This window comes from Clavibacter sepedonicus (assembly GCF_000069225.1).
GTDB lineage: Bacteria > Actinomycetota > Actinomycetes > Actinomycetales > Microbacteriaceae > Clavibacter > Clavibacter sepedonicus.
This window is the reverse complement of sequence record NC_010407.1, coordinates 749821-775048: the sequence shown is the minus strand read 5'-3', so window position 1 is coordinate 775048 and position 25228 is coordinate 749821. Positions and strand designations below refer to the sequence as shown.

Below are 25228 nucleotides of genomic sequence, written 5' to 3'. Positions count from 1 at the left end.
CTACCGGCCGGGCCTCGCGCCTCCCCGGCCGAGGGGCCCGGCGACGGCCGGATACGCCGCGAGGCGGGTCGCCCCGGGAAGGGACGACCCGCCTCGCGGGATGGTGCGGTGGGGCTAGCGGGCCGCGTAGTACTCGACGACCAGCTGGACCTCGCAGGTCACGGGTACCTCAGCGCGCTTCGGCAGGCGCACGAGGCGGGCCTGCAGCTTGTCGAGCTCGACCTCGAGGTACGGGGGGAGCTTCGGCAGCACGTCGGCGTGACCGCCGGCGGCGGCGACCTGGAAGGGCTCGGTGCCCTCGGAGCGCGGCTTGACGTGGATCATCTGGCCGGCCTTCACGCGGAAGGAGGGGCGGTCGACGATCTTGCCGTCGACCATGATGTGGCGGTGCACGACGAGCTGGCGGGCCTGCGCCGTGGTGCGCGCGAGGCCGGAGCGGACGACGAGCGCGTCGAGGCGCTGCTCGAGGATCTCGACGAGGTTCTCACCGGTCAGGCCCTGCGTGCGACGCGCCTCCTGGAAGGCGATCTTGAGCTGGGCCTCGCGGATGCCGTACTGGGCGCGCAGACGCTGCTTCTCGCGGAGGCGGACGGCGTAGTCGCTGTCCTGCTTGCGCTTGGACCGGCCGTGCTCGCCCGGTGCGTAGGGGCGCTTCTCGAGGTACTTGGCCGCCTTCGGCGTGAGCGGGATGCCCAGCGCGCGGGAGAGGCGGGTCTTACTGCGGGTGCGTGACTTGGTGGACACGTTTTCCTTCCAGGGAGAAAGTCTCTGACTACGGATGATGCAGGGCGTCCGCGCACACGCATGGGCGCGCGACGAGAATCACCGCTGATGCGGTTCCTGCGGAAGTAGAGGGATTCGCCACGGGCCGTCCGGCTACACGACGTGTCCCTTGGATCTGGATGTCGACGCAGCCGCACACGACACCCCATCTAGGCGTCAGCAAGCGTAGCACGCGATCGGCGCGTACCCGGGGATGCGCCGCGCCGGGATCAGCCCCCGCGGACGATGCGACGCAGCTTCTCCAGCCGCGCCGAGAGGTCGCGCTCGTGCCCGTGCTGCGTGGGCGAGTAGTAGGTGCGGCCGACGAGCTCGTCCGGCAGGTACTGCTGGGTGACGACGCCGATGTCCGCGTCGTGCGGGTAGCGGTATCCCTTGCCGTGGCCGAGACGCTTCGCGCCCGGGTAGTGCGCGTCGCGGAGGTGCAGGGGCACCCGGCCGAACGCGCCGGCGCGCACGTCCGCGATGGCCTGGTCGATGCCGAGGTAGGAGGCGTTGGACTTGGGCGCGGTCGCGAGGTGCACGACCGCCTGCGCCAGCGGGATCCGCCCCTCGGGCATGCCGATGAGCTGCACCGCGTCGGCCGCCGCCACCGCGACCACGAGCGCCTCCGGGTCGGCGAGGCCGATGTCCTCGGAGGCCGAGACGATGATCCGCCGGGCGATGAAGCGCGGGTCCTCCCCCGCCTCGATCATGCGGGCGAGGTAGTGCAGGGCAGCGTCGACGTCGGATCCGCGGATCGACTTGATGAACGCGCTGATGACGTCGTAGTGCTCGTCGCCGTTGCGGTCGTAGCGGAGCAGCGCGCGGTCGACGGCCAGGGCGACCTGCTCGGTGGAGATGGGGATGGGGATGGGGATGGACGCGGGATCCTCGGCGGCGGCCGCGTCCGCGTCCTCCCGCTCGTCGTCCTCGTCGTCGTCCTCGCCGTCGTCGTCGTCGTCCTCATCGGGCTCCTGCCCCTCGGCCGCGGCGCGTGCCCTGCCCGACGCGTCCGCCTGCGCCGACACCGCCGCCGCCTCGAGCGCCGTCAGCGCGCGCCGGGCGTCGCCGGAGGCGAGCCGGATGATCATCGCCCGCGCGTCGTCCTCGAGCGCGAACCGCCCGCCGAGCCCCCGGGCGTCCGCGACGGCGCGGTCCACGAGCACGCCGAGGTCGTCGTCGTCGAGCTGCTCGAGCGTCAGCAGGAGGCTGCGGGAGAGCAACGGCGAGATCACGGAGAAGGACGGGTTCTCCGTGGTGGCCGCGATGAGGATCACCCACCCGTTCTCGACACCCGGCAGCAGCGCGTCCTGCTGGGCCTTGGTGAAGCGGTGGATCTCGTCGAGGAAGAGCACGGTGGAGACGCCGAAGAGGTCGCGGTCGCTGAGCGCCTTCTCCATCACCTGCCGCACGTCGCGGACGCCGGCCGTGACGGCCGAGAGCTCGACGAAGCGGCGGCTGGATCCGTGCGCGATGGCCTGCGCGAGGGTCGTCTTCCCGGTCCCGGGCGGGCCCCACAGGATGATCGAGACCGAACCCTGCTCCCCCGCCACGTCGGACGCCAGGCTCACGAGGGGCGAGCCGGGCGTCAGGAGGTGCCGCTGGCCGGTGACCTCGTCGAGGCTCCGGGGACGCATCCGGACGGCCAGGGGCGTCGCCCCCGAACGGAGGCCCGGTCGCGTGTCGGTCATGACCTCGATGGTAGGCGCGACCGGCTATGGTTCCCGTACCGCCGCCTCGGGCGGGACCGACCGGAGGACGCCGTGGCCCCCAAGAACGACCGCGCAGCCCGCGAGGCGCAGGCCCGGCTTCGCCGATACGCGGCCCGCCAGGAGCTCCACGCCCGCGCCCTCCGACGCCGCCGCCGCGACGACGTCGCCGCGGTCGTCGCCGTGATCCTCGTCGCGGCGCTCGCGGTCGGGGCCCAGCTCGCGTACGAGTCCGGGCCCGGCGCGCCGGCCCCCGCTCCCTCGTCCTCGCCGTCGTCCCCCGCTCCCGCGACGCCGCACGTCACGCCGACCCCCTGACCCGCTGACCCCCTGTCCCGCCGACCCGACTCCGCGGTCTCCACGGGGCGCGGGACCGGAGGGTCGGCCCCCGCACGGTCCTCACGGGCCCCTGCGAGGCGGGTCGGATCGGCGTCGACCCGCGCATCGGCGGCCCGCCCTCGGGCATGATCGACAGGTCAGCCGGCGCCCGTCGCGGGACGATCCCGTCCGGGAGGCGTGCTCTAGGCTGACGTGCACGTCTCCGCACCGGTCCGGCCGGTCCTACGAACAAGGTGAGCATCCGTGGCTGACAACGATCAGACCCCCTGGGGCCGCGTCGACGAGACGGGCACCGTCTTCCTCCGCGAGGGCGACGGCGAACGAGCCGTCGGCCAGTACCCCGACGGCACCCCCGAGGAGGCGCTGGCCTACTTCCAGCGCAAGTTCACCGACCTCGCGAGGCAGGTCACGCTCCTGGAGCAGCGCGCCAAGCGCGGCGCCCCGGCCACCGACGTCGCCAAGGCCGTCGCGCACCTCATCCAGGCCGTGGACGGAGCGAACGCCGTCGGCGACCTCGCCGCCCTCCGCGCCCGGCTCGACGTCCTCGCCGCCACCGTCGGCGAGCTCACCGAGAAGCAGGGCGAGGAGCAGCGGCAGGTGGTGCAGGGCGCCATCGCCGAGCGCACCGCCATCGTGGAGGAGACCGAGCGCCTCGCGAGCCAGGACTTCTCGAAGGTGCAGTGGAAGCAGCTGACCGCCGAGGTCGACGCCCTGTTCGCCCGCTGGCAGCAGCACCAGCAGACGGGGCCCCGTCTGCCCAAGAACGACGCCAACGAGCTCTGGAAGCGGTTCCGCACGGCGCGTTCCACCATCGACACCGAGCGCAAGGCCTTCTTCGCCGAGCTCGACAACGCGCACAAGGACGCCCGCTCGAAGAAGCAGGCCATCGTCGAGCAGGCACGTGCTCTCGAGCCGCAGGGCGTCGCCGGGATTCCCGCGTACCGCCGTCTCCTCGACGAGTGGAAGCTGGCCGGCCGCGCCGGCAAGCGCTACGACGACGCGCTCTGGGCGCAGTTCAAGGCCGCGGGCGACGTGCTCTACGGCGCCAAGGCCGAGGTCGATGCCGCGGACGACGAGGAGCAGCAGGCCAATCTCCAGGCCAAGCTCGCCCTCCTCGACGAGGCCGAGCCCATCCTCCAGATCACGGAGCGCACCGCCGCGCGCGACAAGCTCACCGCCGTCCAGCTCCGCTGGGACGCGATCGGCCGCGTGCCGAGGGACAGCGTCAAGACCGTCGAGGACCGCCTGCGCAAGGTCGAGACCCATGTGCGGACCCTGGACGAGGAGTTCTGGCGCAAGAACAACCCAGAGACGAAGGCCCGCTCCGAGGGGCTCGCCTCGCAGCTCGGCGCCGCCATCGACAAGCTGCAGCGCGAGCTCGACGCGGCCAGGGCCGATGGCGACGCGCGACGCATCAAGGACGCCGAGGAGGCCCTCGCCGCCCGCCGCGTCTGGCTGGACGCGCTCGGCTCGTAGCCCGCCCCCTCCGCACCACGACGACGGCCCGGGATCCTCCACAGGATCCCGGGCCGTCGCCCGTCCGGCGGCGCGCGATGGCATGGTGCGCGCATGTCACCCCGCCTCGCGCCCGTCCTGTCCGTGCTCGACCTCCCCCTCGCCGAGCTCTGCTCCGCCCGCCTCGACGGCGAGGTATACGAGGTGGATGCCTGCTACTCCCCCGTCGACGAGCTGGCCTCGCCCTGGCTCCGCGCCGCGGCGCTCGCCGCGTGGGTGCACGGCGCCGTCCGCACCCCGCCCCGCACCCACGAGTACTGCGTCGACAGCGTCGCGCGCTGCCACCCGCCGGCGCTGCGCAACGTGCGCATCCGCGAGGTCGTGCTCGACGAGCGCGACACGATCGTGCTGGCCGGCCTCCGGATCACGACGCCGCTGCGGACGCTGTGCGACATCGCGCGCACGGTCGCCGACTTCTCCCCGTTCCACGAGGACGCGTGCCTCGGCCTGCTGACGCTGCCCGGGGTGACGGACGCAGCCGCGCGGGAGCACCTCGCCGCCTCCGGCGCGCTTCCCGACAAGCGCCGTGCGCTTACCCGGCTCGATGCCCTGGCCCGCCGCACCGCACCGCGGGACGACGCCGAGGGCGGGCGCGGCGCGGATGCTCGTCAGCCGCCGCTGACCCGGTAGACGTCGTACACCGCGTCGATGCGGCGCACCGCGTTGAGCACCCGGTCGAGGTGCGTTACGTCGCCCATCTCGAAGACGAAGCGGCTGATGGCGAGCCGGTTGGACGACGTCGAGACGGACGCGGAGAGGATGTTGACGTGGTGCTCCGACAGCACGCGCGTGACGTCGCTGAGGAGGCCGGACCGGTCGAGCGCCTCCACCTGGATGTGCACGAGGAACAGGCTCTTGGACGACGGCGCCCACTCCACCTCGATCATGCGGTCGGGCTCCGCGCGCAGCGAGTCCACGTTGTGGCAGTTGGCCTGGTGCACGGAGACCCCCGCGCCGCGCGTCACGAACCCGATGATCTCGTCGCCCGGCACCGGCGTGCAGCACTTGGCGAGCTTCACGAGGATGTCGGGCGCCCCGCGCACGAGAACACCGGAGTCGCTGTTCCGCGACACGCGCGAGCGCTGCGTGACGGCGAAGACCTCCTCGGCCTCCCCGCCGCTGTCGCCCTGGATGGAGGAGAGGACCTTCTCGATCACCGACTGGGTCGAGACGTGCCCCTCACCGACCGCGGCGTAGAGCGCCGCGACGTCGTCGTACTTCATGCTCTGCGCTACGTCCGAGAACGCGTCCTGGTTCATGAGCTTCTGCAGCGGGAGGTTCTGCTTGCGCATCGCGCGGGCGATGGCGTCCTTGCCCTGCTCGATCGCCTCCTCGCGCCGCTCCTTGGTGAACCACTGCTTGATCTTGTTGCGCGCGCGGGCGCTCTTCACGATCGCGAGCCAGTCCTTGCTCGGACCGCTGTCGGGGTTCTTCGACGTGAACACCTCGACCACGTCGCCCGTGGTGAGCGGGTTCTCGAGCGGCACGAGCCGCCCGTTCACCTTCGCCCCCATGGTGCGGTGACCCACGTCCGTGTGCACGGCATAGGCGAAGTCCACGGGCGTCCCGCCGGCGGGCAGGCCGATCACCTTCCCGTGCGGCGTGAAGACGTAGACCTCCTTCGCCCCGATCTCGAAGCGCAGGGAGTCGAGGAACTCCCCCGGATCCGCCGTCTCGGACTGCCAGTCGGAGATGTGCGCGAGCCAGGCGAGGTCCGTGTCGCCCTGGGGCGACACCTCGGCGGCGCGCCCGCCGTTCATGCGCTCCTTGTACTTCCAGTGCGCCGCGACGCCGAACTCGGCGCGCTGGTGCATCTCGTGCGTGCGGATCTGGATCTCCACCGGCCGGCCCTTCGGCCCGATCACGGTCGTGTGCAGCGACTGGTAGAGGTTGAACTTGGGCGTGGCGATGTAGTCCTTGAAGCGCCCGGGCACGGGCGTCCAGCGGGCATGGATCGCGCCGAGGACGGCGTAGCAGTCCCGCAGCGAGTCGACCAGCACGCGGATGCCGACGAGGTCGTAGATCTCGTCGAACTCGCGGCCGCGCACGACCATCTTCTGGTAGATCGAGTAGTACTGCTTGGGCCGGCCGGCCACCTTGCCGCGGATCTTGGCGGCCCGCAGGTCGTCGTTGACGCTGTCGATCACCTGCTGCACGAACTCCTCGCGCTGCGGCGTGCGCTGCTTCACGAGGTTCTCGATCTCGACGTAGATCTTCGGGTAGAGCACCGCGAACGAGAGGTCCTCGAGCTCCCACTTGATGGTCGAGATGCCGAGGCGGTGCGCGAGCGGCGCGTAGATCTCGAGGGTCTCCTTGGCCTTCCGCTCGGCGGAGGCGGACTCGACGAAGCCCCACGTGCGCGCGTTGTGCAGGCGGTCGGCGAGCTTGACGACGAGGACACGGATGTCCTTGGACATGGCCACGACCATCTTGCGCACCGTCTCGGCCTGCGCGCTGTCGCCGTACTTCAGCTTGTCGAGCTTCGTGACGCCGTCGACGAGCATGGCGATCTCGTCGCCGAAGTCGTGGCGCAGCATGTCGAGCGTGTACTCGGTGTCCTCGACCGTGTCGTGGAGGAGGGCGGCCGCGAGGGTCTTGGGGCCGATGCCGAGATCGGCGAGGATCTGCGCCACCGCGACCGGGTGGGTGATGTACGGCTCGCCGCTCTTGCGCTTCTGGCCCTCGTGCGCCCGCTCGGCGACGGCGTACGCCCGCTCGATGAGGCTCATGTCGGCCTTGGGGTGGTGCAGGCGCGCGGTGCGGATCAGCTGCTCGACGGCGCCGGCCGGTTGGGCCCGGGAGAACAGGCGGGGCACCAGGCGCCGGAGGGAAGCCGTGCTCGAGGTCGTCTCCGTCATCGTTCAGCCTCCCAGGCGTGTGCTGGAGACCAAATTATCACCGCACCCGAGAGCTCCCGACCACGGGGGGGCGACGGGGTCGGAGGCCTCGGAAGGCGGCGGCCACACGGCGGGGCGCCGAGGTCGCGCCTCAGGCGACGCGGCCGGGCTGCCCGTCGTCGGTGACGACGTCGCCGCCCATCTCGGACCACGCGTGCATGCCGCCGGTGACGTTCGAGGCCGCAAACCCGCCGCGCAGGAGCGCCTGGGTCGCGATGCCCGACCGGTGGCCGGAGCGGCAGACGACCGCGATGTGCCGGTCGGTCGGGATCTCGGCGACGCGCGCCTCGAGCTCGCCCATCGGGATGTGGTGGGCGACGGCGGAGTGGCCGGCCTCCCACTCGTCCGGCTCGCGCACGTCGAGGAGCCAGGAGTCCCCCGTCGCGGTGCGGGCCTTGGCGGTGGCGGCGTCGAGGTCCTCGGGGACGCCGGCGCCCTGCGAGCTCGTCACGACTCCACGGTCACGGCGGCGCGCTCGGCCTGGGCGCGGCTCGCGGCCGACGCTGCCAGGGCGTCCCCGCGCTTTACCTTGGGCTCGCCCTCGCGGAGGTGGGCGTACAACGGGGCCGCGATGAAGATCGTCGAGTAGGTGCCGACGATGATGCCGATGAACAGCGACAGCGCGATGTCGCGCAGCGTGCCCGCGCCGAGCACTACGGCGCCGATGAAGAGGATCGAGCCGACCGGCAGGATCGCGACGATCGAGGTGTTGATCGAGCGCACCAGCGTCTGGTTCACCGCGAGGTTGACCGACTGCGCGAACGTGCGCCGGGACTCCTGCCCGTCCTCCGCGGTGTTCTCGCGGATCTTGTCGAACACCACGACCGTGTCGTAGAGGGAGTACCCGAGGATCGTGAGGAATCCGATGACGGCCGCCGGGGTGACCTCGAAGCCCGTGATGCCGTAGATGCCGGCGGTGAGCACGAGGTCGTGCAGGAGGGCGATGATCGCCGCGACGGACATCTTCCACGTGCGGAAGTAGACCGACATGACGACGGCGGCCAGCGCGAGGAACACGACGAGTCCCCACAGCGCCTGACGGGTGATGTCCTGGCCCCAGGACGGCCCGATGAAGGACTCGGTGACACTGGACGTCTCGACGCCGTACGCCGTCGCGAGCGCCTGGCGCACGGCGGTGCTGTCGGCGGGCTGCAGCTGGTCGGTCTGGACGCGGACGCCGTCGGACCCGACGGACGAGACGCGGGCCGGCACCGGGGTGACGGTGGCGACGGCGTCGCTCGCGATGTCCTGCGACTGCGACTGCACCCCGCTCACCGTGTACTCGGATCCGCCCGTGAACTCGATGCCGAACGTGAAGCCGCCGCGCAGCAGCGGGCCGAGGACCGAGACGAGGATGCAGATCGCGGCGATCGAGTACCAGAGACGGCGGCGCCCGACGATGTCGAACGAGCGCTTGCCCGTGTAGAGGTCGTTGCCGAACTCGGAGAAGCCAGCCATCAGTCGTCCCTGCTCGTGTCGTCGGCCCGCGGCGCGTCGATCGTCGCGGTCTTCGTGGATCCTGTCGCCTGCTGGGCGGCCTTTCGCTCGGCGATGGTCTGCCGACGTGCCGCCTCCTTGGCCGCGGCGGCGCGGCGTCCCGTGGTGGCGGTGGGGGTGCGGAACGTGGCGCGGCCCCGGTACACCGCACCCAGCGCCCGCGGGTCGAGCCCGCTCATGCGGTGGCCCTCGGCGAAGAAGCGCCGATTCGCCAGCAGCTGCAGGATCGGGTGCGTGAACAGCGACACGACGATGAGGTCGATGATCGTCGTGAGCCCGAGCGTGAGCGCGAAGCCCTTGACGTTGCCCACCGCGAGGATGAACAGCACCGCCGCCGCGAGGAAGTTGACCGTGTCGGACGCGATGATCGTGCGCAGCGCGCGCTTCCACCCCTGCTCGACGGAGGAGACGAGCCCGCGGCCGTCCCGCAGCTCGTCCTTGATGCGTTCGAAGTACACGATGAACGAGTCCGCCGTGATGCCGATGGCCACGATGAGCCCCGCCACCCCGGCGAGAGACAGCCTGTACCCCTCCCGCCAGCTGAGCAGCGTGATGAGCAGGTACGTGATCACCGCGGCGATCACGAGCGACGCGATCGTCACCATGCCGAGCGCCCGGTACTGCACGAGCGAGTAGAGCACCACGAGCACGAGACCGATGAGTCCCGCGATGAGGCCGCTGGTGAGCTGCGACGAGCCGAGGGTGGCCGAGATGACGTCCGAGCTCTGCAAGGTGAAGCTGAGCGGGAGGGCGCCGAACTTGAGCTGGTCGGCCAGCGCCTTGGCGCTCTCCTGCGTGAAGTTGCCGGTGATGGACGGCTTGCCGTTCGTGACGACGCCCTGCGTGACCGGCGCGGAGATGACCTCGTTGTCGAGCACGAACGCGAACTGGTTGCGAGGCGATTCCAGCGTGATGAGGCGGGTGGACATGTCGCCGAATTGCTTCGTGCCGTCGCCGTCGAAGACCAGGTTGACCGACCACGTGCCGGTGCTGACGCCCTGGCTGGACTGCTGCAGGCCGCTCGTGGCGTCGGAGATCGTGCTGCCGTCCACCTCGACCGGGCCGAGGACGTACTTCGCGGCGCCGTCGTCGGAGCACGCGATGATCGCGCGGTCGGCCGGAGCCGCCTGCCCATCGCTCTCGGGTGCGGTCGCGCAGTCGTACGCGGCGAACTCGGCCTGGAGACGCGGCGTCACCCAGGAGACGTCGCTGGGGCCCGTGGGCTCCGCGGTGGGCTCGTCGGAGAGGGTGGAGGGATCGGGCGTGGCCGCCGGCGCCTCCGCCGCGGGGGTGGATCCGTCGGTCGGCGTCGTGCCGTCCGCGGGAGCCGATCCGTCGGTGGGCGTGGGCGTCGGGGCGACCGACGCCGTGCCGGCCGCGCCGATGAGCACGGGACGCAGCTCGAGCTTGGCCGAGGACTGCAGGCGCTGCATGGTGGCCGCGTCGGGCTCGCCCGGCAGGCTCACGACGATGTTGCTGCCGCCCTGCGTGGTGATCTCCGCCTCGGAGACGCCGCTCGCGTCGACCCGCTGGCGGATGATCGACACCGCCTGGGCGAGCTGCTCGCTCGTGGGTCCGGACGACGCGCCGTCGAGCTGTGGCGCGAGGATGATCTGCGTGCCGCCCTCGAGGTCGAGCGCGAGCTTCGGGGTCCAGGACCCGTTGCTGAACGCCACGCTCGCGGCGTTGCCGCCCGCGAGGATTCCGATGATGACCAGCAGCCAGATGAGCTTGCGCCTGGCCTTGCGTACCGGTGTGGGCGACTTGGCCACCTGGACACTCGACTTTCTTCGCGGTGGGCCGGCGGGATCCGCGCGGCGCTCCGGATGGAGGGGGAAGCGGGACCGGGCGGGGAGGCGCCCGGTGGGGCAGGCGGCCGGTGGCCGCCCGCCAGGGGATCAGGAGCGCGCGGTGGGGGCGTCGCCCTCGTCGAGGCGACGCGAGGCGTCGCTCGTGCCGGCCTCGTCGACCACGCCGGCTGCGGGCGCGTCGTCCACCAGCACGGACGCGTCGTCGGCCACGGTCGGCTCGACCACGCGGGCGATCGTCTGGCGGTGCAGCTTCAGCACCGTGCCGGGCGACACCTCGAGGTAGGCGAGGTTGTTCTCCTCGTCGAAGGAGACGAGCGTGCCGTAGATGCCCGACGCGGTCATGACCTCGGCACCGGGCACCATCTGCGTCTGCAGCGCCGCGAGGTCCTTCTGGCGCTTCCGGCTGTTGCGGAACATGAAGAAGATGAGCAGCGCCAGGACGGCGAACATGATCAGGGTGAACGGGTCCATGCGGGACGGGCCTTTCAGGTGCTGGGATGTGACGGACACGACGAACCGGCGACGTTCCGCGGGAGGCCAGCTTGAATCATAGTTCATCGCTGTGGAGGGCCCCGGCGGCTCCGGAAGGACCCGGTGCCCGACCGGGAGCACCCGGCGCGGCGGGGGCCTCGAGGCCGAAGTGCTCCCATGCCGCCGGTGTCGCCACGCGGCCGCGGGGCGTGCGCGTCACCAGCCCGATGCGGACGAGGAACGGCTCGACGACCGACTCGATCGTCTCCGCCTCCTCCCCCACCGATACCGCAAGGGTGTTCAGCCCCACCGGTCCGCCGCCGAAGCGCGTGAGGATGCCGCGCATGACGGCGCGGTCGAGGCGGTCGAGGCCGAGCGGGTCCACGTCGTAGAGGTCGAGCGCGGCCCGGACCGACTCGAGGCCCGCCTCCGTCCCGTGCACGAGCGCGTAGTCGCGCACACGGCGGAGCAGCCGGTTCGCGATGCGCGGCGTCCCCCGGCAGCGGCCCGCGATCTCGGCGACCGCCTCGTGCTCGATCTCGAGGTGCAGCATGCGGGCGGCCCGCTCGATCACCTGCTCGAGCTCGTGGGTCTCGTAGAACTCGAGGTGCGCGGTGAAGCCGAAGCGGTCGCGGAGCGGACTCGGCAGCATGCCCGAGCGCGTGGTGGCGCCGACCAGCGTGAACGGCGAGAGCTCCAGCGGGATGGACGTGGCGCCCGCGCCCTTGCCGACCATGATGTCGATGCGGTAGTCCTCCATGGCGAGGTACAGCATCTCCTCGGCCGAGCGCGCCATGCGGTGGATCTCGTCGACGAAGAGGATCTCGCCGGGCACCAGCGCCGACAGCACGGCCGCGAGGTCGCCCGCGTGCTGGATGGCCGGACCGCTCGTGAGGCGCAGCGGACGGCGGCTCTCCTCGGCGACGATCATCGCGAGCGTCGTCTTGCCGAGGCCGGGAGGGCCGGCGAGGAGGATGTGGTCGGGCGAGCGGTTCTGCATGGCCGCGGCGGTGAGCAGCAGCTCCAGCTGTCCGCGCACCTTGACCTGGCCGACGAACTCGGACAGCGACCGTGGGCGGAGGGCCCCCTCGAACGCGAGCTCCGCGTCGGACTCCGGGACGGGACTGGACGCGTCGCCGTGGGCGAGGCCGCTCACCGGTCGGCCGCCTGCGCCGCGGCGGGCGCGCCCGCCGGCTGCTGCGGCCCGAGCATCCCGAGCGCGACGCGCAGCAGGCGCGGCATGTCGGCGGGGAGGCCCTGCTCGGCCGCAGCGGCCGCGGCGTCGTCGACCGCGGTGCGGGCGACGCGCTCCGACCAGCCGAGTCCGATGAGGGCCGTGACGACGTCGGCCGTGACGGTGGATGCGGCGGACGACGCCGAGCGGGTGCGCGGCTGGGTCACGAAGAGCTTGCCCGCCAGCTGCAGGACGATGAGCTTGGCCGTCTTCGGGCCGATGCCGGAGACGCGGCGGAACGCGGCGTCGTCCTCGGCCGCGACGGCCTGGGCCATCGCCTCCGGATCCAGGTGCTCGAGAACCGCGAGCGCCGACTTCGGGCCGACGCCCGTGACGCCGCAGAGCAGCTCGAAGGCCCGCAGCTCGTCGGGCCCCGGGAAGCCGAAGAGGGTGAGCGAGTCCTCGCGGACGACGAGCGACGTGAGCACGGTGGCCTCGGATCCGTGCCGCAGCTCGAGCGCGTGCCGCGGCGTCACCGAGACGCCGTAGCCCACCCCGTGCACCTCCAGCAGGAGGGTCTGACCGGAGACGGACAGCACGGTGCCGCGGAGGGAGGAGATCACGCCCCCAACCCTACGAGCTAGCGCCGACCCCGCTGCGCACGCTCGGCCGCGAGCCACGCGGCCTGCGCCGCGGTCGGTCCGGCGCCCGCGGCGGCGTCCGCCGCGGACGCGACACCGGTGCGCGTCGGCGCTTGGGTCCCGGCGATGCCGGCGCGGGACATCCCCGCCCGCCACCCGGCGCAGATGGCGAGGGCGAGGGCGTCGGACGCGTCGGCGGGAGTGGGCAGCTCGTCGAGGCCGAGGATCCGCGCGACCATCGTGGCCACCTGCCTCTTGTCGGCCTGGCCGTAGCCGGTGACGGCGGCCTTGACCTCGCTCGGCGTGTGAAGCGCGACGTCGAGCCCCCGCCGGGCCGCGCCCACGAGCGCGACGCCGGTGATCTGCGCCACGCCCATGACAGTCGAGAGGTTGTCCTGCGCGAAGACGCGCTCGACGGCGACCACCGACGGCCGGTGCCGGTCCACCAGCTCCTCGATGCCGTCGCCGACCGCGAGCAGCCGGTGGTGCAGCTCGGCCGTCGGGCTCGTGCGCACGACCTGCACGTCGACGAGCCGGGCCGAACGGTCGGCGTAGACGTCGACCACGCCGACGCCGCAACGCGTCAGGCCCGGGTCGATCCCGAGGATCCGCACGGACGGGCCGCTGCCGCCCGCGCCGCTCCCCCGCGCCCCCGCGATGGGGTCCTACTCCTCGTCGTCGTCGTCCAGCGCGGCCTGCACGTCGGCGGGCACGTCGCTGTTGACGTAGATGTTCTGGACGTCGTCCAGGTCCTCCATGGCGTCGACGAGCTTGTTGACCTTGCGCGCGGTCTCGAGGTCGACCTCGACCTTGACCTGCGGCACGAACTCGACGTCGGCGGAGTCGTAGTCGATGCCCGCTTCCTGGAGCGCCTGGCGCACACCGACCATGTCGGACGGCTCGCACCGGATCTCGAACACCTCGCCGTGGTCGGTCACGTCCTCCGCACCCGCGTCGAGCACGGCCGCGAGGACGTCGTCCTCGGTCGGCGCATCCGCGTGCGGCACCGCGATGACGCCCTTGCGGTGGAAGTTGTAGGCGACGCTGCCCGGGTCGGCCATGGTGCCGCCGTTGCGGCTCATGGCCGTGCGGACCTCGGCGGCCGCGCGGTTCTTGTTGTCGGTGAGGCACTCGACGAGCATCGCGACGCCGTTGGCCGCGTAGCCCTCGTACATGATCGTCTGGTAGTCGACGACCTCGCCGAGCAGGCCGGCTCCGCGCTTGACGGCGCGGTCGATGTTGTCGTTCGGGACGGAAGTCTTCTTGGCCTTCTGCACCGCGTCGACGAGGGTCGGGTTGCCGGACATGTCGGCGCCGCCGATCTTGGCCGCGACCTCGATGTTCTTGATCAGCTTCGCGAACGACTTGGCGCGCCGCGAGTCGATGATCGCCTTCTTGTGCTTCGTGGTCGCCCACTTGGAATGTCCGGACACGGGTGGTTCTCCTTACGCGGCGTCTGCTCGCTGTCAATGATGGACCATCCGGGCACGCCGCCGGGGACCGGAGAGGTCAGAGGGTGCGGCCCGCGTCCTCGACCATGTCGAGGAAGAGGCGGTGGAAGCGGAGGTCGCCCGTGACCTCCGGGTGGAACGATGTGCCGAGGAGAGCCCCCTGGCGCACGGCGACCACGCGGCCGTCGTCGAGCGATGCGAGCGCCGATGCCGCGGGGCCGACGGAGGCGACCACGGGTGCCCGGATGAAGACGGCGTGCACGGGTGGCGCGCCCAGCGCGGGCACGTCGAGGTCCACCTCGAAGGAGGCCGTCTGCGATCCGAAGGCGTTCCGCCGCACGGACACGTCGAGCCCGCCGATGCCCCGCTGGTCGTGGATCGCGTCGACGATCTCGTCGGCCAGCATGATCAGCCCGGCGCACGTCCCGTAGACGGGCAGGCCGTCGTCGATGGCTGCGCGCAACGGCTCCGCGATCCCGAACTGGCGCGACAGCTTGTCCATCACGGTGGACTCGCCGCCGGGGATCACGAGACCGGAGATGCCGGGCAGGTCCTTCGGCTGTCGCACGAGCCTCGTCCGGGCACCGAAGCCCTCGAGCACGCGGACGTGCTCGCGGACGTCCCCCTGCAGGGCGAGGACGCCGACGAGCGGGCCGTCGCCGTGCGGAGCCGGCGTGCTACCAGCCACGCTCGGCGAGGCGGTGCGGTGCGGGCACGTCGGCGACGTTGATCCCGACCATGGCCTCGCCGAGGCCGCGCGACGCCTCGGCGATGGCGTCGGGGTCGTTGAACAGCGCGGTCGCGGTGACGACGGCCTTGGCGCGCGCCACCGGGTTGCCCGACTTGAAGATGCCGGATCCGACGAACACGCCGTCGGCGCCGAGCTGCATCATCATCGCCGCGTCCGCCGGGGTGGCCACGCCGCCCGCGGTGAAGAGGACGACGGGCAGCTGGCCGGTGCGCGCGACCTCGAGCACCAGGTCGTACGGAGCCTGCAGCTCCTTCGCGGCGACGTAGATCTCGTCGTGCGTGAGGGCGCTGAGCGCGCGGATCTCGGACTTGATGGTGCGGATGTGCTTGGTGGCCTCGGAGACGTCGCCCGTGCCGGCCTCGCCCTTGGAGCGGATCATGGCCGCGCCCTCGGTGATGCGGCGGAGCGCCTCGCCGAGGGTGGTGGCACCGCAGACGAAGGGGACGGTGAAGCCCCACTTGTCGATGTGGTTCACGTAGTCGGCCGGGCTCAGCACCTCGGACTCGTCGATGTAGTCGACCTCGAGGGACTGGAGGACCTGCGCCTCGACGAAGTGGCCGATGCGGGCCTTCGCCATGACGGGGATGGAGACCTCGGCCTTGATCTGGTCGATGAGGTCGGGGTCGCTCATGCGGGCGACGCCGCCCTGCGAGCGGATGTCGGCGGGGACGCGCTCGAGCGCCATGACGGCGACCGCTCCCGCGTCCTCCGCGATGCGCGCCTGCTCGGCGTTGACGACGTCCATGATGACGCCGCCCTTGAGCATCTCCGCGAGTCCGCGCTTGACGCGGTTCGAGCCGACCTGTCCGGTGGTGTTGGTGTCAGTCATTGTGGTCCCTATCCTATTCGCCCGCGGGGGCGGGCCAGGCTGCCGCGATGGATGCGCGCACGTCGCCCAGCAGCTGCGGCAGCGCCTTGGTCTTCGCGATGATCGGCAGGAAGTTCGCGTCCTGCCCCCACCGCGGCACGATGTGCTGGTGCAGGTGCTCGGCGATACCGGCGCCCGCCACCTGCCCCTGGTTCATGCCGATGTTGTAGCCGTCGTTCCGCGACACCTCGCGCACGACCCGCATGGCGGTCTGCGTGAGGGAGCCGATCTCGGCGACCTCCTCGGGGCTCGCGAGGTCGTAGGTCGCGATGTGACGATACGGGCAGACCAGCAGGTGGCCGCTGTTGTACGGGAAGAGATTGAGCAGGACGTAAGCGTGCTCGCCGCGCGCGACGATCAACGCGTCCTCGTCCGACATCGACGGCGCGATGCAGAACGGGCACTCGTCGCGATCCGGCTGCTGGCCCTTCTGGATGTAGACCATGCGGTGCGGGGGCCACAGGCGCTGGAACTCATCGGGCACGCCCGCGAGGTGGCCGGGGTCGTCGACCCGCACCTGTCCCCGCTCGTCCTCTCCCCCGGACTCGTGGTCCGACATCGTCAGACGGGCCACGCGGTCACCACCTGCTCCCGGCGCGCGATGGCGCCGGTGATGCGCTCGACGGCCTCGGCCACGGGCACGCCGTTGACCTGCGTGCCGTCGCGGAACCGGAAGCTCACGGATCCGGCGGCCCGGTCGTCCTCGCCCGCGATGAGCTGGTACGGCACGCGGGCCTTGGTGTGCGTGCGGATCTTCTTGGGCATGCGGTCGTCGCTGGTGTCGAGCTGGACGCGCACGCCCTCCGCCCGGAGCCGGTCGAGGACGCCGCCGAGGTACTCCTCGTAGTCCTCGGCGACGGGGATGCCGACGACCTGCACGGGCGACAGCCATACCGGGAACGCGCCCGCGTAGTGCTCGGTGAGCACGCCGAAGAACCGCTCGATGGAACCGAACAGCGCGCGGTGGATCATCACCGGCTGCTTGCGCGTGCCGTCGTTCGCCGTGTATTCGAGGCCGAAGCGCTCGGGCAGGTTGAAGTCGAGCTGGATCGTGGACATCTGCCACGTGCGGCCGATGGCGTCGCGCGCCTGCACCGAGATCTTGGGGCCGTAGAAGGCGGCGCCCGCGGGATCCGGCACGAGCTCGAGGCCCGTGTCGACCGCGACCTGACGCAGCGTCTCGGTCGCCTCCTCCCACACCTCGTCGGATCCGACGAACTTCTCCGGGTCCTTCGTCGAGAGCTCGAGGTAGAAGTCGTCGAGGCCGTAGTCGCGCAGCAGCGACAGCACGAACTCGAGCGTGCCCTTCAGCTCGTCGGCCATGCGCTCGCGCGTCGTGAAGATGTGCGCGTCGTCCTGCGTCATGCCCCGCACGCGGGTGAGCCCGTGGATCACGCCGGACTTCTCGTTGCGGTACACCGTGCCGAACTCGAACAGGCGCAGCGGCAGCTCGCGGTAGGAGCGCTGGCGCGAGCGGTAGATGAGCACGTGCATCGGGCAGTTCATGGGCTTGAGGTAGTAGTCCGCGCCCTGGCGCGTGATCTCCCCCTCGTCGTTCCGCGCCTCGTCGAGGTGCATGGCGGGGAACATGCCGTCCTTGTAGAAGTCGAGGTGGCCGCTCGTCTCGAACAGGTTGGACTTCGTGATGTGCGGCGAGTAGACGAACTCGTAGCCGGCCGTCTCGTGGCGGCGGCGCGAGTAGTCCTCCATCTCGCGGCGGATGATGCCGCCCTTGGGGTGGAAGACCGCGAGGCCGGATCCGATCTCGTCCGGGAAGGAGAAGAGGTCGAGCTCGGCGCCGAGGCGGCGGTGGTCGCGCTTGAGCGCTTCCTCGATGCGGCCCTGGTACGCGCGCAGCTCGTCCTTGGTGGGCCACGCCGTGCCGTAGATGCGCTGCAGCTGCGGGTTCTTCTCGGATCCTCGCCAGTAGGCGGCGGCGACCCGGGACAGCGCCCAGCCGTTGCCCACCATGCGCGTGCTCGGCAGGTGCGGCCCGCGGCACAGGTCGCGCCAGAAGACCTCGCCCGTCTTGCCGTCGACATTCTCGTAGACCGTGAGCTCGGCGCCGCCGACCTCGACGGACTCGCCGTCCTCGCCGAGCTCATCGCTCGAGCCGCCCTTGAGGCCGATGAGCTCCAGCTTGTAGGGCTCCGCGGCCATCAGCTCGCGCGCCTCCTCCTCGGAGACGACGCGGCGCGTGAACCGCTGGCCCTGCCGGACGATGCGCTCCATGTTCTTGGAGATGGCCTTGAGGTCCTCGGGCGTGAAGGGCTCGGCGACGTCGAAGTCGAAGTAGAAGCCGTCGGTGACGGGCGGGCCGATGCCGAGCTTCGCCTCCGGGTTGATCTGCTGCACGGCCTGCGCCATGACGTGGGCGGCGGAGTGCCGGAGGATCGCGAGGCCGTCGGGCGAGTCGATCCGCACGGGCTCGACGACGTCGCCCGGGGCGACCTCCGCCGCGAGGTCCTTGAGTTCCCCGTCGATGCGCATGGCGACGACGGCGCGGTCGCTGAACAGGGTGAACCCGGTGCCCGCCTCCGTCGCCTCGACCGGCTGCCCGGTCGTCTCCGCGGGCGCGGCCTCGTCGTGGATCTCGGGCTGGGCGGCGTCTACCACTGCGGGCTCCTTGCGGGACGGGGAGGGAACCGATCCAGACTACCGGCGCGCGGGTCGGCCTCCTCGACGGGAGGGGCGCCGATCTCGTCGGCGGCGGGGCCGCACGGCCGAGAGCGTCCGGGAAAAGCAGAAGGCCCCGGTCTCCCGGGGCCTTCTGGTGGTGAGCGATACTGGGATCGAACCAGCGACCTCTTCCGTGTCAGGGAAGCGCGCTACCGCTGCGCCAATCGCTCATGCACTTGCTGGAGGTGGGGACGGGATTTGAACCCGCGTGGACGGCTTTGCAGGCCGCTGCCTCGCCTCTCGGCCACCCCACCATGGGTGCTTCCACACCGGTGGTTCCCACCTTGTGAAAGGGACCCCTCTCAGGGCCCCTGTTCGAGCGGATGACGAGATTCGAACTCGCGACCCTCACCTTGGCAAGGTGATGCGCTACCACTGCGCCACATCCGCATTTCGCTCGCTGCTCCCGGCTTCCCGGCAACCCTGCGTGCTCGATGACTCTAGCCGATCTCCCGTCGCCGGTGCAAAACGACGCCCGGCCGATCGCTCGCGTCACCTCGCTCACGTGCCGTTCTCCCCGTGTTCACGCGGATCGGGTGGAGCGGCACCCGACGGCGACCCGGGCGTGTCGCGTGGACGCCGTCGTCCGGACCACGCGCTCGGCACCCCGTGACCGTGACCGACCTCGCGGTATGGCATCATGGACGCGCACCGTCCGCGGTGCGAGCACGGGCGATTGGCGCAGTTGGTAGCGCGCTTCCTTCACACGGAAGAGGTCATCGGTTCGAGTCCGGTATCGCCCACCGAAGCACTGCCCCTCCCGGCCCATGGCTGATTCGCTGTCGTCTACCGCGTCATGCGAGCAGCGCGCGAGCCGTCCCCTCGTCGAGCACGACGTCCGTCACGAGCCCGGCAGCCAGCGCCCCCCGGACGCTGCGCACCTTCGACGCCCCCGCGACCACGCAGACGCGGCGCGGCGCCCGGCGGATGGTCGCGAGGTCCGGCCCGCTGGCCCGCGCGTTGATGGCGATGTCGGCCGATGAGCCGTCCTCGCGGAAGAAGACGGTGGAGACGTCGCCCACCACGCCGTCGGCGTCGAGCGCCCGCTGGTCCGACCGCTCGAGGTAGCCGCCCGAGTACACGTGGCTCGGCACGAGGGCCACCGGGGAGCCGACGCCGAACAGCACCATGTCCATCCGCTCCTGCAGCTCGAGCACGCGCTTCGTGCTGCGCTCGCGCCACAGCGCCTGCTTCGTGGCCGGGTCGTCGAAGAACGCCGGCACGGGGAACTGCTGCACGGTCGCGCCGTACGCCTGCCCGAACCGGCGGAGGATCTCGCTCGCGTACATGATCCCGGTGGTGCGGACGTTGCCCGCCCCGTTGAGCTGGACCACGAGGGTGTTGTGCGTCGGCTTCGGCACGAGGTAGCGGCTGACCGTGCTGACGGTCGAGCCCCAGGCGACGCCGACGACCATGTTCGAGTCGACGTACTGGGTGAGCATCCGTGCAGCCGAGAGCGCCACCCGGTCGACGCGGTCCACGTCGCTCGTCTGGTCGGGGACGGGCACCACGTGCGCGACCACGCCGTAGCGGTCGTGGAGCTGCTCCCCCAGCACGGTGGCGAGGTCGAGCGGCGAGCGGATCTGGATGTCCACGAGCCCCGTCTCGCGGGCGAAGGAGAGGAGCCGGGACACCGACGAGCGGCTCGTGCCGAGCTCGCGGGCGATGGCCTCCATCGTCAGGTCCTGCATGTAGTAGAGGTGCGCCGCGCGCAGGGCGTCCTGGGTGCGCTCGTGCGCGATGCCGTCGACCATGACGCGAGCCTTGCACATTCGTGCACGGGCTAGGTCCAATTCGTTCGCAGGCGGAGGATGGTGGCACAGCACGCGCACCACGCACGTCTCAACAGAGAGAAGCCACCTCGTGACCACGTCGAAGAAGACCGAACTGCGGGATAACGTCGCCCGCATCCACGACCGCCCGAGCGCGAAGGTGCTCGTCATCGGCGGCGGCATCAACGGCATCGCGACCTTCCGCGACCTCGCGCTCCAGGGCGTCGACGTCGTGCTCGTCGAGCGCGCCGACTACGGCTCGGGCGCCTCGGCGGCGAGCTCGCACATGATCCACGGCGGCATCCGCTACCTCGAGAACGGCGAGTTCCGCCTCGTCCGCGAGTCCGTCGAGGAGCGCAACGGCCTCATCCGCATCGCGCCCCACTACGTGAAGCCGCTGCAGACGACGATGCCGATCTTCTCCACGTTCTCCGGCATCCTCAACGCGCCGTTGCGCATGCTGACGCACAAGCAGCGTTCCACCAAGGAGCGCGGCGCCCTCCTCATCAGCGTGGGCATGACGCTCTACGACTCCTTCTCCCGCGACGGCGGCTCGGTCCCGCGCCACCGCTTCCGCATCGGCAAGGCCGCCCGCGAGGACATGCCCGCGCTCAACAAGGACGTCAAGTTCACCGGCACCTACTACGACGCCTCCGTCCACGAGCCCGAGCGCCTCGCGCTCGACGTGCTCAAGGACGGCCTGGCCGCGGGCGACCACGCGCGGAGCGCCAACTACCTCGAGGCCGTGGGCGTCGCCGACGGCGGCGTGAAGCTGCGCGACGTGATCTCGGGCACCGAGTTCGTCGTGACGGCCGACGTCGTCGTCAACGCGTCCGGCCCCTGGACCGACCTCACCAACGAGGCCATGGGCGGTGACACGAAGTACATGGGCGGGACCAAGGGCTCGCACATCGTCGTCGACAACGCCGAGCTGCTCGAAGCCACCAAGGGCCGCGAGATCTTCTTCGAGAACAACGACGGCCGCATCGTCCTCATCTACCCGCTCAAGGGCCGCGTGCTCATCGGCACCACGGACATCGACGCCGATCCGAGGGAGCCGGCCGTCTGCACCGAGGAGGAGGTCGACTACTTCTTCGACCTCGTCAAGCACGTCTTCCCGCAGATCGAGCTGAACCGCGACCACATCGTGTACCGCTACTCGGGCATCCGTCCGCTGCCGCGCCACGAGGACACCGCGCCCGGCTTCGTGTCGCGGGACTACCGCATCGTCGAGACCGAGATCCAGGGCCTCTCCGGCAGCAAGGTGCTCAGCCTCGTCGGCGGCAAGTGGACGACGTTCCGCGCCCTGTCGGCGCACCTCTCCACGGAGGCCACCACGCGCCTCGGCGTGGAGCGCTCTGTCGACACAACCGGCATGCCCATCGGCGGCGGCAAGGACTTTCCGTCCTCCAGCACCGCCCGTGCCCGCTGGATCGCGACGCAGGCAGCCCGCGCGGAGGGCATCGGCACCGAGCAGGTCGACCGCCTGCTCAACCGCTACGGCACGCGCGCCACGAGCGTCATCGACGTCCTCTCCGGACAGCCGTCCACGCCGCTCGCGACCGACCCGCAGCTGACGCGCGCCGAGATCGCGTACTTCGCCACGCACGAGGACGCGGTGCACCTCGCCGACGTCGTCCTCCGTCGCACCAACCTCGCCTTCGTCGGCGGCGTGACGCACGAGATGCTCGCGGAGATCGCCGACGTGCTGCAGGAGGTGCTCGGCTGGACCGGCGAGGAGCGCGACGCGGAGATCCAGGACACCGTCGACACGCTGCTCACGTACCACGGCGTCGACGTGGGCGCGACGAAGGTCGCGGCCGACGCGACCGTCATGGAGTTCGCGAACTAGCGCGGAGCGCCGCGGATCCGATCCGCATCCGGGAGGCGCTGTCAGGGGACGGGACTACGGTCGGCGCATGACGCATCCCCGGCTCGACGAGATCCCGCTGACCACCCTCCAGGGCGAGGCCACCACCTTCGGCGCGTACGCCGACAAGGTCGTGCTCGTCGTCAACGTCGCCTCGCGCTGCGGCCTCGCGCCGCAGTACGAGAAGCTCGAGCAGCTGCAGCGCACCTACGGGGAGCGCGGCTTCACGGTCATCGGCTTCCCGAGCAACCAGTTCCTGCAGGAGCTCGGATCCGCGGAGGCCATCGACGAGTACTGCTCCACCACGTGGGGTGTCACCTTCCCCATGATGGAGAAGGTCAAGGTCAACGGCAGGTCCGCGCATCCCGTCTACGCGGAGCTGACGAAGACGCCCGACGCGGAGGGGAAGGCCGGCCGTGTGAAGTGGAACTTCGAGAAGTTCGTCGTCACGCCGTCGGGAGCCGTGCACCGCTTCCGGCCCACGGTCGAGCCGGACGCGCCCGAGATCGTGTCGCTCATCGAGGCCGAGCTCCCCGCCTGATCACGGCTCGGGTCGGCCGCGCGAACGCGAGCGCGCGTCCGGCGGTCAGCGACGACGGGCCACGAGTCCGGCGAGATAGGACGCCTGCCCGGCGTGCTGGAGGTCGTCAGCGAGCACGCTGACGAGGCGGGCTCCGAGGGTGACGGGCGGCGTCCAGTCCTGATCGACGACGCGGTCGAGCTCGGCGTCGTCGAGCCCCGCGAGGTACGCGAGCGTCGCGGACTGCACGGCCTCGAGGTAGCCGACGAGGAGCTCGGGGGTGACGCCCTCGAGCGCCGCGACGTCGTCGGACGACTGTCCGTACCCGGTCGCCGACCCGTCGAACGGCAGGGCGAAGCGCTCGGCCCATCCCCCGGTCGACCAGGTCTGCTCCTGGCCGGCGACGTCGGCGACCTGGGCGTCCTGCACGCGGGCGAGGTGCCAGACGAGCCACCCGATGGAGTTGGCCTCGGCGTCCGGGCGGAAGGCGAGGTCGTCCACGTCGAGCCCGTCGACGGCGTCGCGGACGATCTCGACGATGCGCCCGTAGGCGTCCACGAGCAGGTCGGTGGCGGGGGTCATGGTGCTCTCCTCGGGTCATGGGTCAGGCGGGTCCACGTGGACGGCCGCCCCTCCCATCCTGCTCCCGGCCACCGGCGTGGGAGGCTCGGGGCATGACGCGCCTCTCCCCCGACGCCCCGTGGTCGACGCCGGACGACGACGCGTGGTGCCCGTGCACGAGCGGCGATCCGTACGGAGCATGCTGCGGTCCGCTGCACCGGGGCGACGCGCCCGCCCCGACCGCCGAGCGATTGATGCGCTCCCGCTTCTCGGCCTACGCACGCGGCGACGCCGCGTACCTCGCCCGCAGCTGGCACCCGTCGACGCGCCCCGAGGAGATCGAGGTCGAGCCGTCCATGCGCTGGTTCCGGCTGACGATCCATCGCACCGCGCTCGGCGGTCCCGATGACGCGACGGGCGTCGTCGGCTTCGAGGCCGCCTTCCGGCACGGCGGGGAGCGCGGCAGCCAACGCGAGGCGAGCCGCTTCGCCCGGCACTCGGGAGCATGGGTCTACCTCGACGCCCACTGATCGCCGCCCGTCGCGACGCCTGTCGTCAGACCTCCCCGAACCCCGACTCGATGAGCTCGACGAGCGCGGTGACCGCCTCCTCCGCGTCGTCGCCCGTCGCCTCGATGACGACGCGCGCGCCCCGGGTGAGGCCGAGGGCCATGACGCCGAGGAGCGAGGCGGCGTTCTGGCCGTTGACCGTGACGGCCGCGGAGTAGGCGGACGCGCGTGTGACGAAGTCCGCCGCCGGTCGGGCGTGCAGCCCGTCGCGGTTGACCAGGGTGGCCTCTCCGCGGACGATGCCCGCACCGCCGGCGGGCGCGGGCTCGGTGCCGTCGGCGTTCGGATCCGGCGCGAGCCCCGCGTCGGCGTCCTCGGCGGCGTCGACGCCGGCGGCCGATGCGGCGGCCGCGGCCACGTCCTCCAGGGATCCGCCCGTCTCGGCGGCGACCGCGGCGGCGACCGCACCCTCCACGAGCAGCGCACGCACAACGACGACACGGGCTGCGGTGTCCTCGTCGAGGAGGTCGACGGCCGTCTCCGCCGTGAGGTACGCGGATCCGAGGTCGGCGAGGACCACGACGCCGTCGCCGCCCTCCGCCTCCGCGAGCGCCGCGGAGACGACGTCGAAGCTCGTGCCGATGCCCGCGTCTTCGCGCGTGCCGTCGCCGGACCCACCCGCGGGGATGAGCGCGACGGTCGGCGCCATCTGCCGGGCGAGGTCGACCAGCCCATGCGCGATGAGCGCGCTGTGCGAGACGAGCACGAGGCCGACGCTCACGATGCGCCCCCGTCGGCGTCGGCGGCCGTCGTGGCCGCCGCGCGCAGGATGAGCGCGGACGACTGCGCCCCCGGGTCGCGGTGGCCGATGGCGCGGTCGCCGAGGTAGGAGGCACGTCCCTTGCGGGCCACGAGCGGTTCCGTCTCCTCCGCCCCGCGCGCGGCGGCGTCGGCGGCGGCAGCGAGGGCGTCGGCGGGTGCGGATCCCGCGTCGGCGGCCGCACGCGCGGCCTCTGCGGCCGGGGCCCACGCGTCCACCATCGTCTTGTCGCCCCGCTCGGCCTTGCCGCGGAGGACGATCCCGCCCACGGCGGCCTCGAGGAGGTCGGTGATCGCCGACGCGTCGAGGTCGGCTCGGCCGGAGACGGCCGCTGCCGCCTTCAAGTACGCCGTCCCGAGCAGCGGGCCGGACGCGCCGCCGACCGTGGAGATCAGCGTGGTGGCCACGGCCTTGAGCGCGTCGGCGGGCGCGGCGTCGGACGCGAGGCCCGCGAGCTTGGCCGTGACGGCACCGAAGCCCCGGTCGAGGTTCTCGCCGTGGTCGCCGTCACCGATCTCGCGGTCGAGGGCGATGAGCGCGCCGCGCTGGTCGGCGATGACGCGCGCCGCCTCCGTGATCCAGGCGACGACCCAGTCGGTCCCGAGTGCCAT

25 protein-coding genes and 4 tRNA genes are annotated in these 25228 nt (G+C 71.6%); 7 read left to right on the top strand and 22 right to left on the bottom strand.

Translation table 11 applies throughout. From position 1 onward, the window contains the following. Positions 1-114: 114 nt before the first annotated feature. Positions 115-744 (bottom strand): 30S ribosomal protein S4, encoded by a 630-nt coding sequence (gene rpsD, locus CMS_RS03665; RefSeq protein ID WP_012298156.1) that lies wholly within the window; start codon positions 742-744, stop codon positions 115-117. Positions 745-992: 248 nt separating this feature from the next. Further along, positions 993-2453 (bottom strand): replication-associated recombination protein A, encoded by a 1461-nt coding sequence (locus tag CMS_RS03660; RefSeq protein ID WP_012298155.1) that lies wholly within the window; start codon positions 2451-2453, stop codon positions 993-995. A gap of 72 nt (positions 2454-2525) precedes the next feature. On the opposite strand from CMS_RS03660, the gene CMS_RS03655 reads away from it, so the two are divergent. The 3 genes from CMS_RS03655 to CMS_RS03645 all read left to right on the top strand — a co-directional run bounded on the left by CMS_RS03655 (position 2526) and on the right by CMS_RS03645 (position 4955). Further along, entirely contained in the window at positions 2526-2789 is a 264-nt protein-coding gene (locus CMS_RS03655) for a hypothetical protein (RefSeq protein ID WP_041464368.1), read from the top strand. Positions 2790-3053: 264 nt separating this feature from the next. Then, positions 3054-4286, top strand: coding sequence for a DUF349 domain-containing protein (locus CMS_RS03650; protein ID WP_012298154.1), 1233 nt, complete (start codon positions 3054-3056; stop codon positions 4284-4286). A gap of 93 nt (positions 4287-4379) precedes the next feature. Next, entirely contained in the window at positions 4380-4955 is a 576-nt protein-coding gene (locus tag CMS_RS03645) for a type IV toxin-antitoxin system AbiEi family antitoxin (protein ID WP_012298153.1), read from the top strand. On the opposite strand, the gene CMS_RS03640 is transcribed toward CMS_RS03645, so the two are convergent. From CMS_RS03640 to CMS_RS03565, 16 genes are all read right to left on the bottom strand, one after another. Beyond that, the gene (locus CMS_RS03640) at positions 4934-7183 is read right to left on the bottom strand and encodes a RelA/SpoT family protein (RefSeq protein ID WP_012298152.1); all 2250 of its coding nucleotides are present in this window, start codon (positions 7181-7183) and stop codon (positions 4934-4936) included. The genes CMS_RS03645 and CMS_RS03640 overlap by 22 nt on opposite strands. A 130-nt stretch (positions 7184-7313) precedes the next feature. Next, the gene (locus CMS_RS03635) at positions 7314-7673 is read right to left on the bottom strand and encodes a rhodanese-like domain-containing protein (protein ID WP_012298151.1); all 360 of its coding nucleotides are present in this window, start codon (positions 7671-7673) and stop codon (positions 7314-7316) included. Further along, the gene (gene secF, locus CMS_RS03630) at positions 7670-8680 is read right to left on the bottom strand and encodes a protein translocase subunit SecF (protein ID WP_012298150.1); all 1011 of its coding nucleotides are present in this window, start codon (positions 8678-8680) and stop codon (positions 7670-7672) included. Before secF ends, CMS_RS03635 begins: the two co-directional genes overlap by 4 nt. After that, entirely contained in the window at positions 8680-10491 is a 1812-nt protein-coding gene (gene secD / locus CMS_RS03625) for a protein translocase subunit SecD (protein WP_012298149.1), read from the bottom strand. Before secD ends, secF begins: the two co-directional genes overlap by 1 nt. A gap of 126 nt (positions 10492-10617) precedes the next feature. Further along, positions 10618-11001 (bottom strand): preprotein translocase subunit YajC, encoded by a 384-nt coding sequence (yajC, locus tag CMS_RS03620; protein WP_223842715.1) that lies wholly within the window; start codon positions 10999-11001, stop codon positions 10618-10620. Between the two features lie 76 nt (positions 11002-11077). Beyond that, entirely contained in the window at positions 11078-12157 is a 1080-nt protein-coding gene (ruvB, locus tag CMS_RS03615) for a Holliday junction branch migration DNA helicase RuvB (RefSeq protein ID WP_012298147.1), read from the bottom strand. Then, a complete protein-coding gene (gene ruvA / locus CMS_RS03610) occupies positions 12154-12798 on the bottom strand; it encodes a Holliday junction branch migration protein RuvA (protein WP_012298146.1) in 645 nt (214 codons plus the stop codon). Before ruvA ends, ruvB begins: the two co-directional genes overlap by 4 nt. Positions 12799-12815: 17 nt before the next feature. Next, entirely contained in the window at positions 12816-13430 is a 615-nt protein-coding gene (ruvC, locus tag CMS_RS03605) for a crossover junction endodeoxyribonuclease RuvC (RefSeq protein WP_012298145.1), read from the bottom strand. A 51-nt stretch (positions 13431-13481) separates the two neighbouring features. Then, complete coding sequence (locus tag CMS_RS03600) at positions 13482-14249, bottom strand: YebC/PmpR family DNA-binding transcriptional regulator (protein WP_012298144.1); 768 nt, start codon at positions 14247-14249, stop codon at positions 13482-13484. 76 nt (positions 14250-14325) lie between these two features. Continuing rightward, positions 14326-14955, bottom strand: a complete 630-nt coding sequence (pdxT, locus tag CMS_RS03595) for a pyridoxal 5'-phosphate synthase glutaminase subunit PdxT (RefSeq protein ID WP_012298143.1) — start codon at positions 14953-14955, stop codon at positions 14326-14328. Beyond that, entirely contained in the window at positions 14945-15847 is a 903-nt protein-coding gene (gene pdxS / locus CMS_RS03590) for a pyridoxal 5'-phosphate synthase lyase subunit PdxS (protein ID WP_012298142.1), read from the bottom strand. The genes pdxT and pdxS overlap by 11 nt, the downstream gene beginning before the upstream one ends. Before the next feature lie 13 nt (positions 15848-15860). Continuing rightward, a complete protein-coding gene (locus CMS_RS03585; RefSeq protein ID WP_012298141.1) occupies positions 15861-16445 on the bottom strand; it encodes an HIT family protein in 585 nt (194 codons plus the stop codon). 2 nt (positions 16446-16447) lie between these two features. Then, positions 16448-18502 (bottom strand): threonine--tRNA ligase, encoded by a 2055-nt coding sequence (gene thrS / locus CMS_RS03580; RefSeq protein ID WP_012298140.1) that lies wholly within the window; start codon positions 18500-18502, stop codon positions 16448-16450. A gap of 158 nt (positions 18503-18660) precedes the next feature. Further along, positions 18661-18735, bottom strand: a tRNA-Val gene (locus CMS_RS03575). 10 nt (positions 18736-18745) lie between these two features. Beyond that, a tRNA-Cys gene (locus CMS_RS03570) sits at positions 18746-18819 on the bottom strand. 64 nt (positions 18820-18883) lie between these two features. Further along, positions 18884-18955 (bottom strand) — tRNA-Gly (locus CMS_RS03565). 280 nt (positions 18956-19235) lie between these two features. On the opposite strand from CMS_RS03565, the gene CMS_RS03560 reads away from it, so the two are divergent. Next, a tRNA-Val gene (locus tag CMS_RS03560) sits at positions 19236-19308 on the top strand. Positions 19309-19359: 51 nt separating this feature from the next. Here the strand turns inward: CMS_RS03560 and CMS_RS03555 are convergent. Continuing rightward, positions 19360-20319: a sugar-binding transcriptional regulator gene (locus tag CMS_RS03555; protein WP_041464367.1), complete on the bottom strand. Its 960-nt coding sequence runs from the start codon at positions 20317-20319 to the stop codon at positions 19360-19362. 109 nt (positions 20320-20428) lie between these two features. On the opposite strand from CMS_RS03555, the gene CMS_RS03550 reads away from it, so the two are divergent. Both CMS_RS03550 and CMS_RS03545 read left to right on the top strand, forming a co-directional pair. Continuing rightward, complete coding sequence (locus tag CMS_RS03550) at positions 20429-22189, top strand: glycerol-3-phosphate dehydrogenase/oxidase (RefSeq protein WP_012298138.1); 1761 nt, start codon at positions 20429-20431, stop codon at positions 22187-22189. Positions 22190-22256: 67 nt separating this feature from the next. Further along, the gene (locus CMS_RS03545; protein ID WP_012298137.1) at positions 22257-22748 is read left to right on the top strand and encodes a glutathione peroxidase; all 492 of its coding nucleotides are present in this window, start codon (positions 22257-22259) and stop codon (positions 22746-22748) included. Positions 22749-22793: 45 nt separating this feature from the next. Here CMS_RS03545 and CMS_RS03540 read toward each other — a convergent pair whose 3' ends face one another. Then, positions 22794-23309, bottom strand: a complete 516-nt coding sequence (locus tag CMS_RS03540; RefSeq protein ID WP_012298136.1) for a mycothiol transferase — start codon at positions 23307-23309, stop codon at positions 22794-22796. A 92-nt stretch (positions 23310-23401) separates the two neighbouring features. Between CMS_RS03540 and CMS_RS03535 the strand changes: the two genes are divergently transcribed. After that, positions 23402-23818, top strand: coding sequence for a YchJ family protein (locus tag CMS_RS03535; protein WP_012298135.1), 417 nt, complete (start codon positions 23402-23404; stop codon positions 23816-23818). A 25-nt stretch (positions 23819-23843) separates the two neighbouring features. On the opposite strand, the gene dhaM is transcribed toward CMS_RS03535, so the two are convergent. Together dhaM and dhaL are read right to left on the bottom strand one after the other, a co-directional pair. After that, complete coding sequence (gene dhaM, locus CMS_RS03530; RefSeq protein ID WP_012298134.1) at positions 23844-24578, bottom strand: dihydroxyacetone kinase phosphoryl donor subunit DhaM; 735 nt, start codon at positions 24576-24578, stop codon at positions 23844-23846. After that, positions 24575-25228, bottom strand: a complete 654-nt coding sequence (gene dhaL / locus CMS_RS03525) for a dihydroxyacetone kinase subunit DhaL (protein ID WP_012298133.1) — start codon at positions 25226-25228, stop codon at positions 24575-24577. The genes dhaM and dhaL overlap by 4 nt, the downstream gene beginning before the upstream one ends.

Coding starts and splice junctions, on each gene's coding strand:
- CMS_RS03585 (WP_012298141.1), bottom strand. CDS start 16,445: ATGTCGGACCACGAGTCCGGGGGAGAGGACGAGCGGGGACAGGTGCGG.
- CMS_RS03640 (WP_012298152.1), bottom strand. CDS start 7,183: ATGACGGAGACGACCTCGAGCACGGCTTCCCTCCGGCGCCTGGTGCCC.
- dhaL (WP_012298133.1), bottom strand. CDS start 25,228: ATGGCACTCGGGACCGACTGGGTCGTCGCCTGGATCACGGAGGCGGCG.
- CMS_RS03645 (WP_012298153.1), top strand. CDS start 4,380: ATGTCACCCCGCCTCGCGCCCGTCCTGTCCGTGCTCGACCTCCCCCTC.
- CMS_RS03545 (WP_012298137.1), top strand. CDS start 22,257: ATGACGCATCCCCGGCTCGACGAGATCCCGCTGACCACCCTCCAGGGC.
- CMS_RS03555 (WP_041464367.1), bottom strand. CDS start 20,319: ATGGTCGACGGCATCGCGCACGAGCGCACCCAGGACGCCCTGCGCGCG.
- yajC (WP_223842715.1), bottom strand. CDS start 11,001: ATGGACCCGTTCACCCTGATCATGTTCGCCGTCCTGGCGCTGCTCATC.
- pdxS (WP_012298142.1), bottom strand. CDS start 15,847: ATGACTGACACCAACACCACCGGACAGGTCGGCTCGAACCGCGTCAAG.
- CMS_RS03540 (WP_012298136.1), bottom strand. CDS start 23,309: ATGACCCCCGCCACCGACCTGCTCGTGGACGCCTACGGGCGCATCGTC.
- secF (WP_012298150.1), bottom strand. CDS start 8,680: ATGGCTGGCTTCTCCGAGTTCGGCAACGACCTCTACACGGGCAAGCGC.
- CMS_RS03660 (WP_012298155.1), bottom strand. CDS start 2,453: ATGACCGACACGCGACCGGGCCTCCGTTCGGGGGCGACGCCCCTGGCC.
- CMS_RS03535 (WP_012298135.1), top strand. CDS start 23,402: ATGACGCGCCTCTCCCCCGACGCCCCGTGGTCGACGCCGGACGACGAC.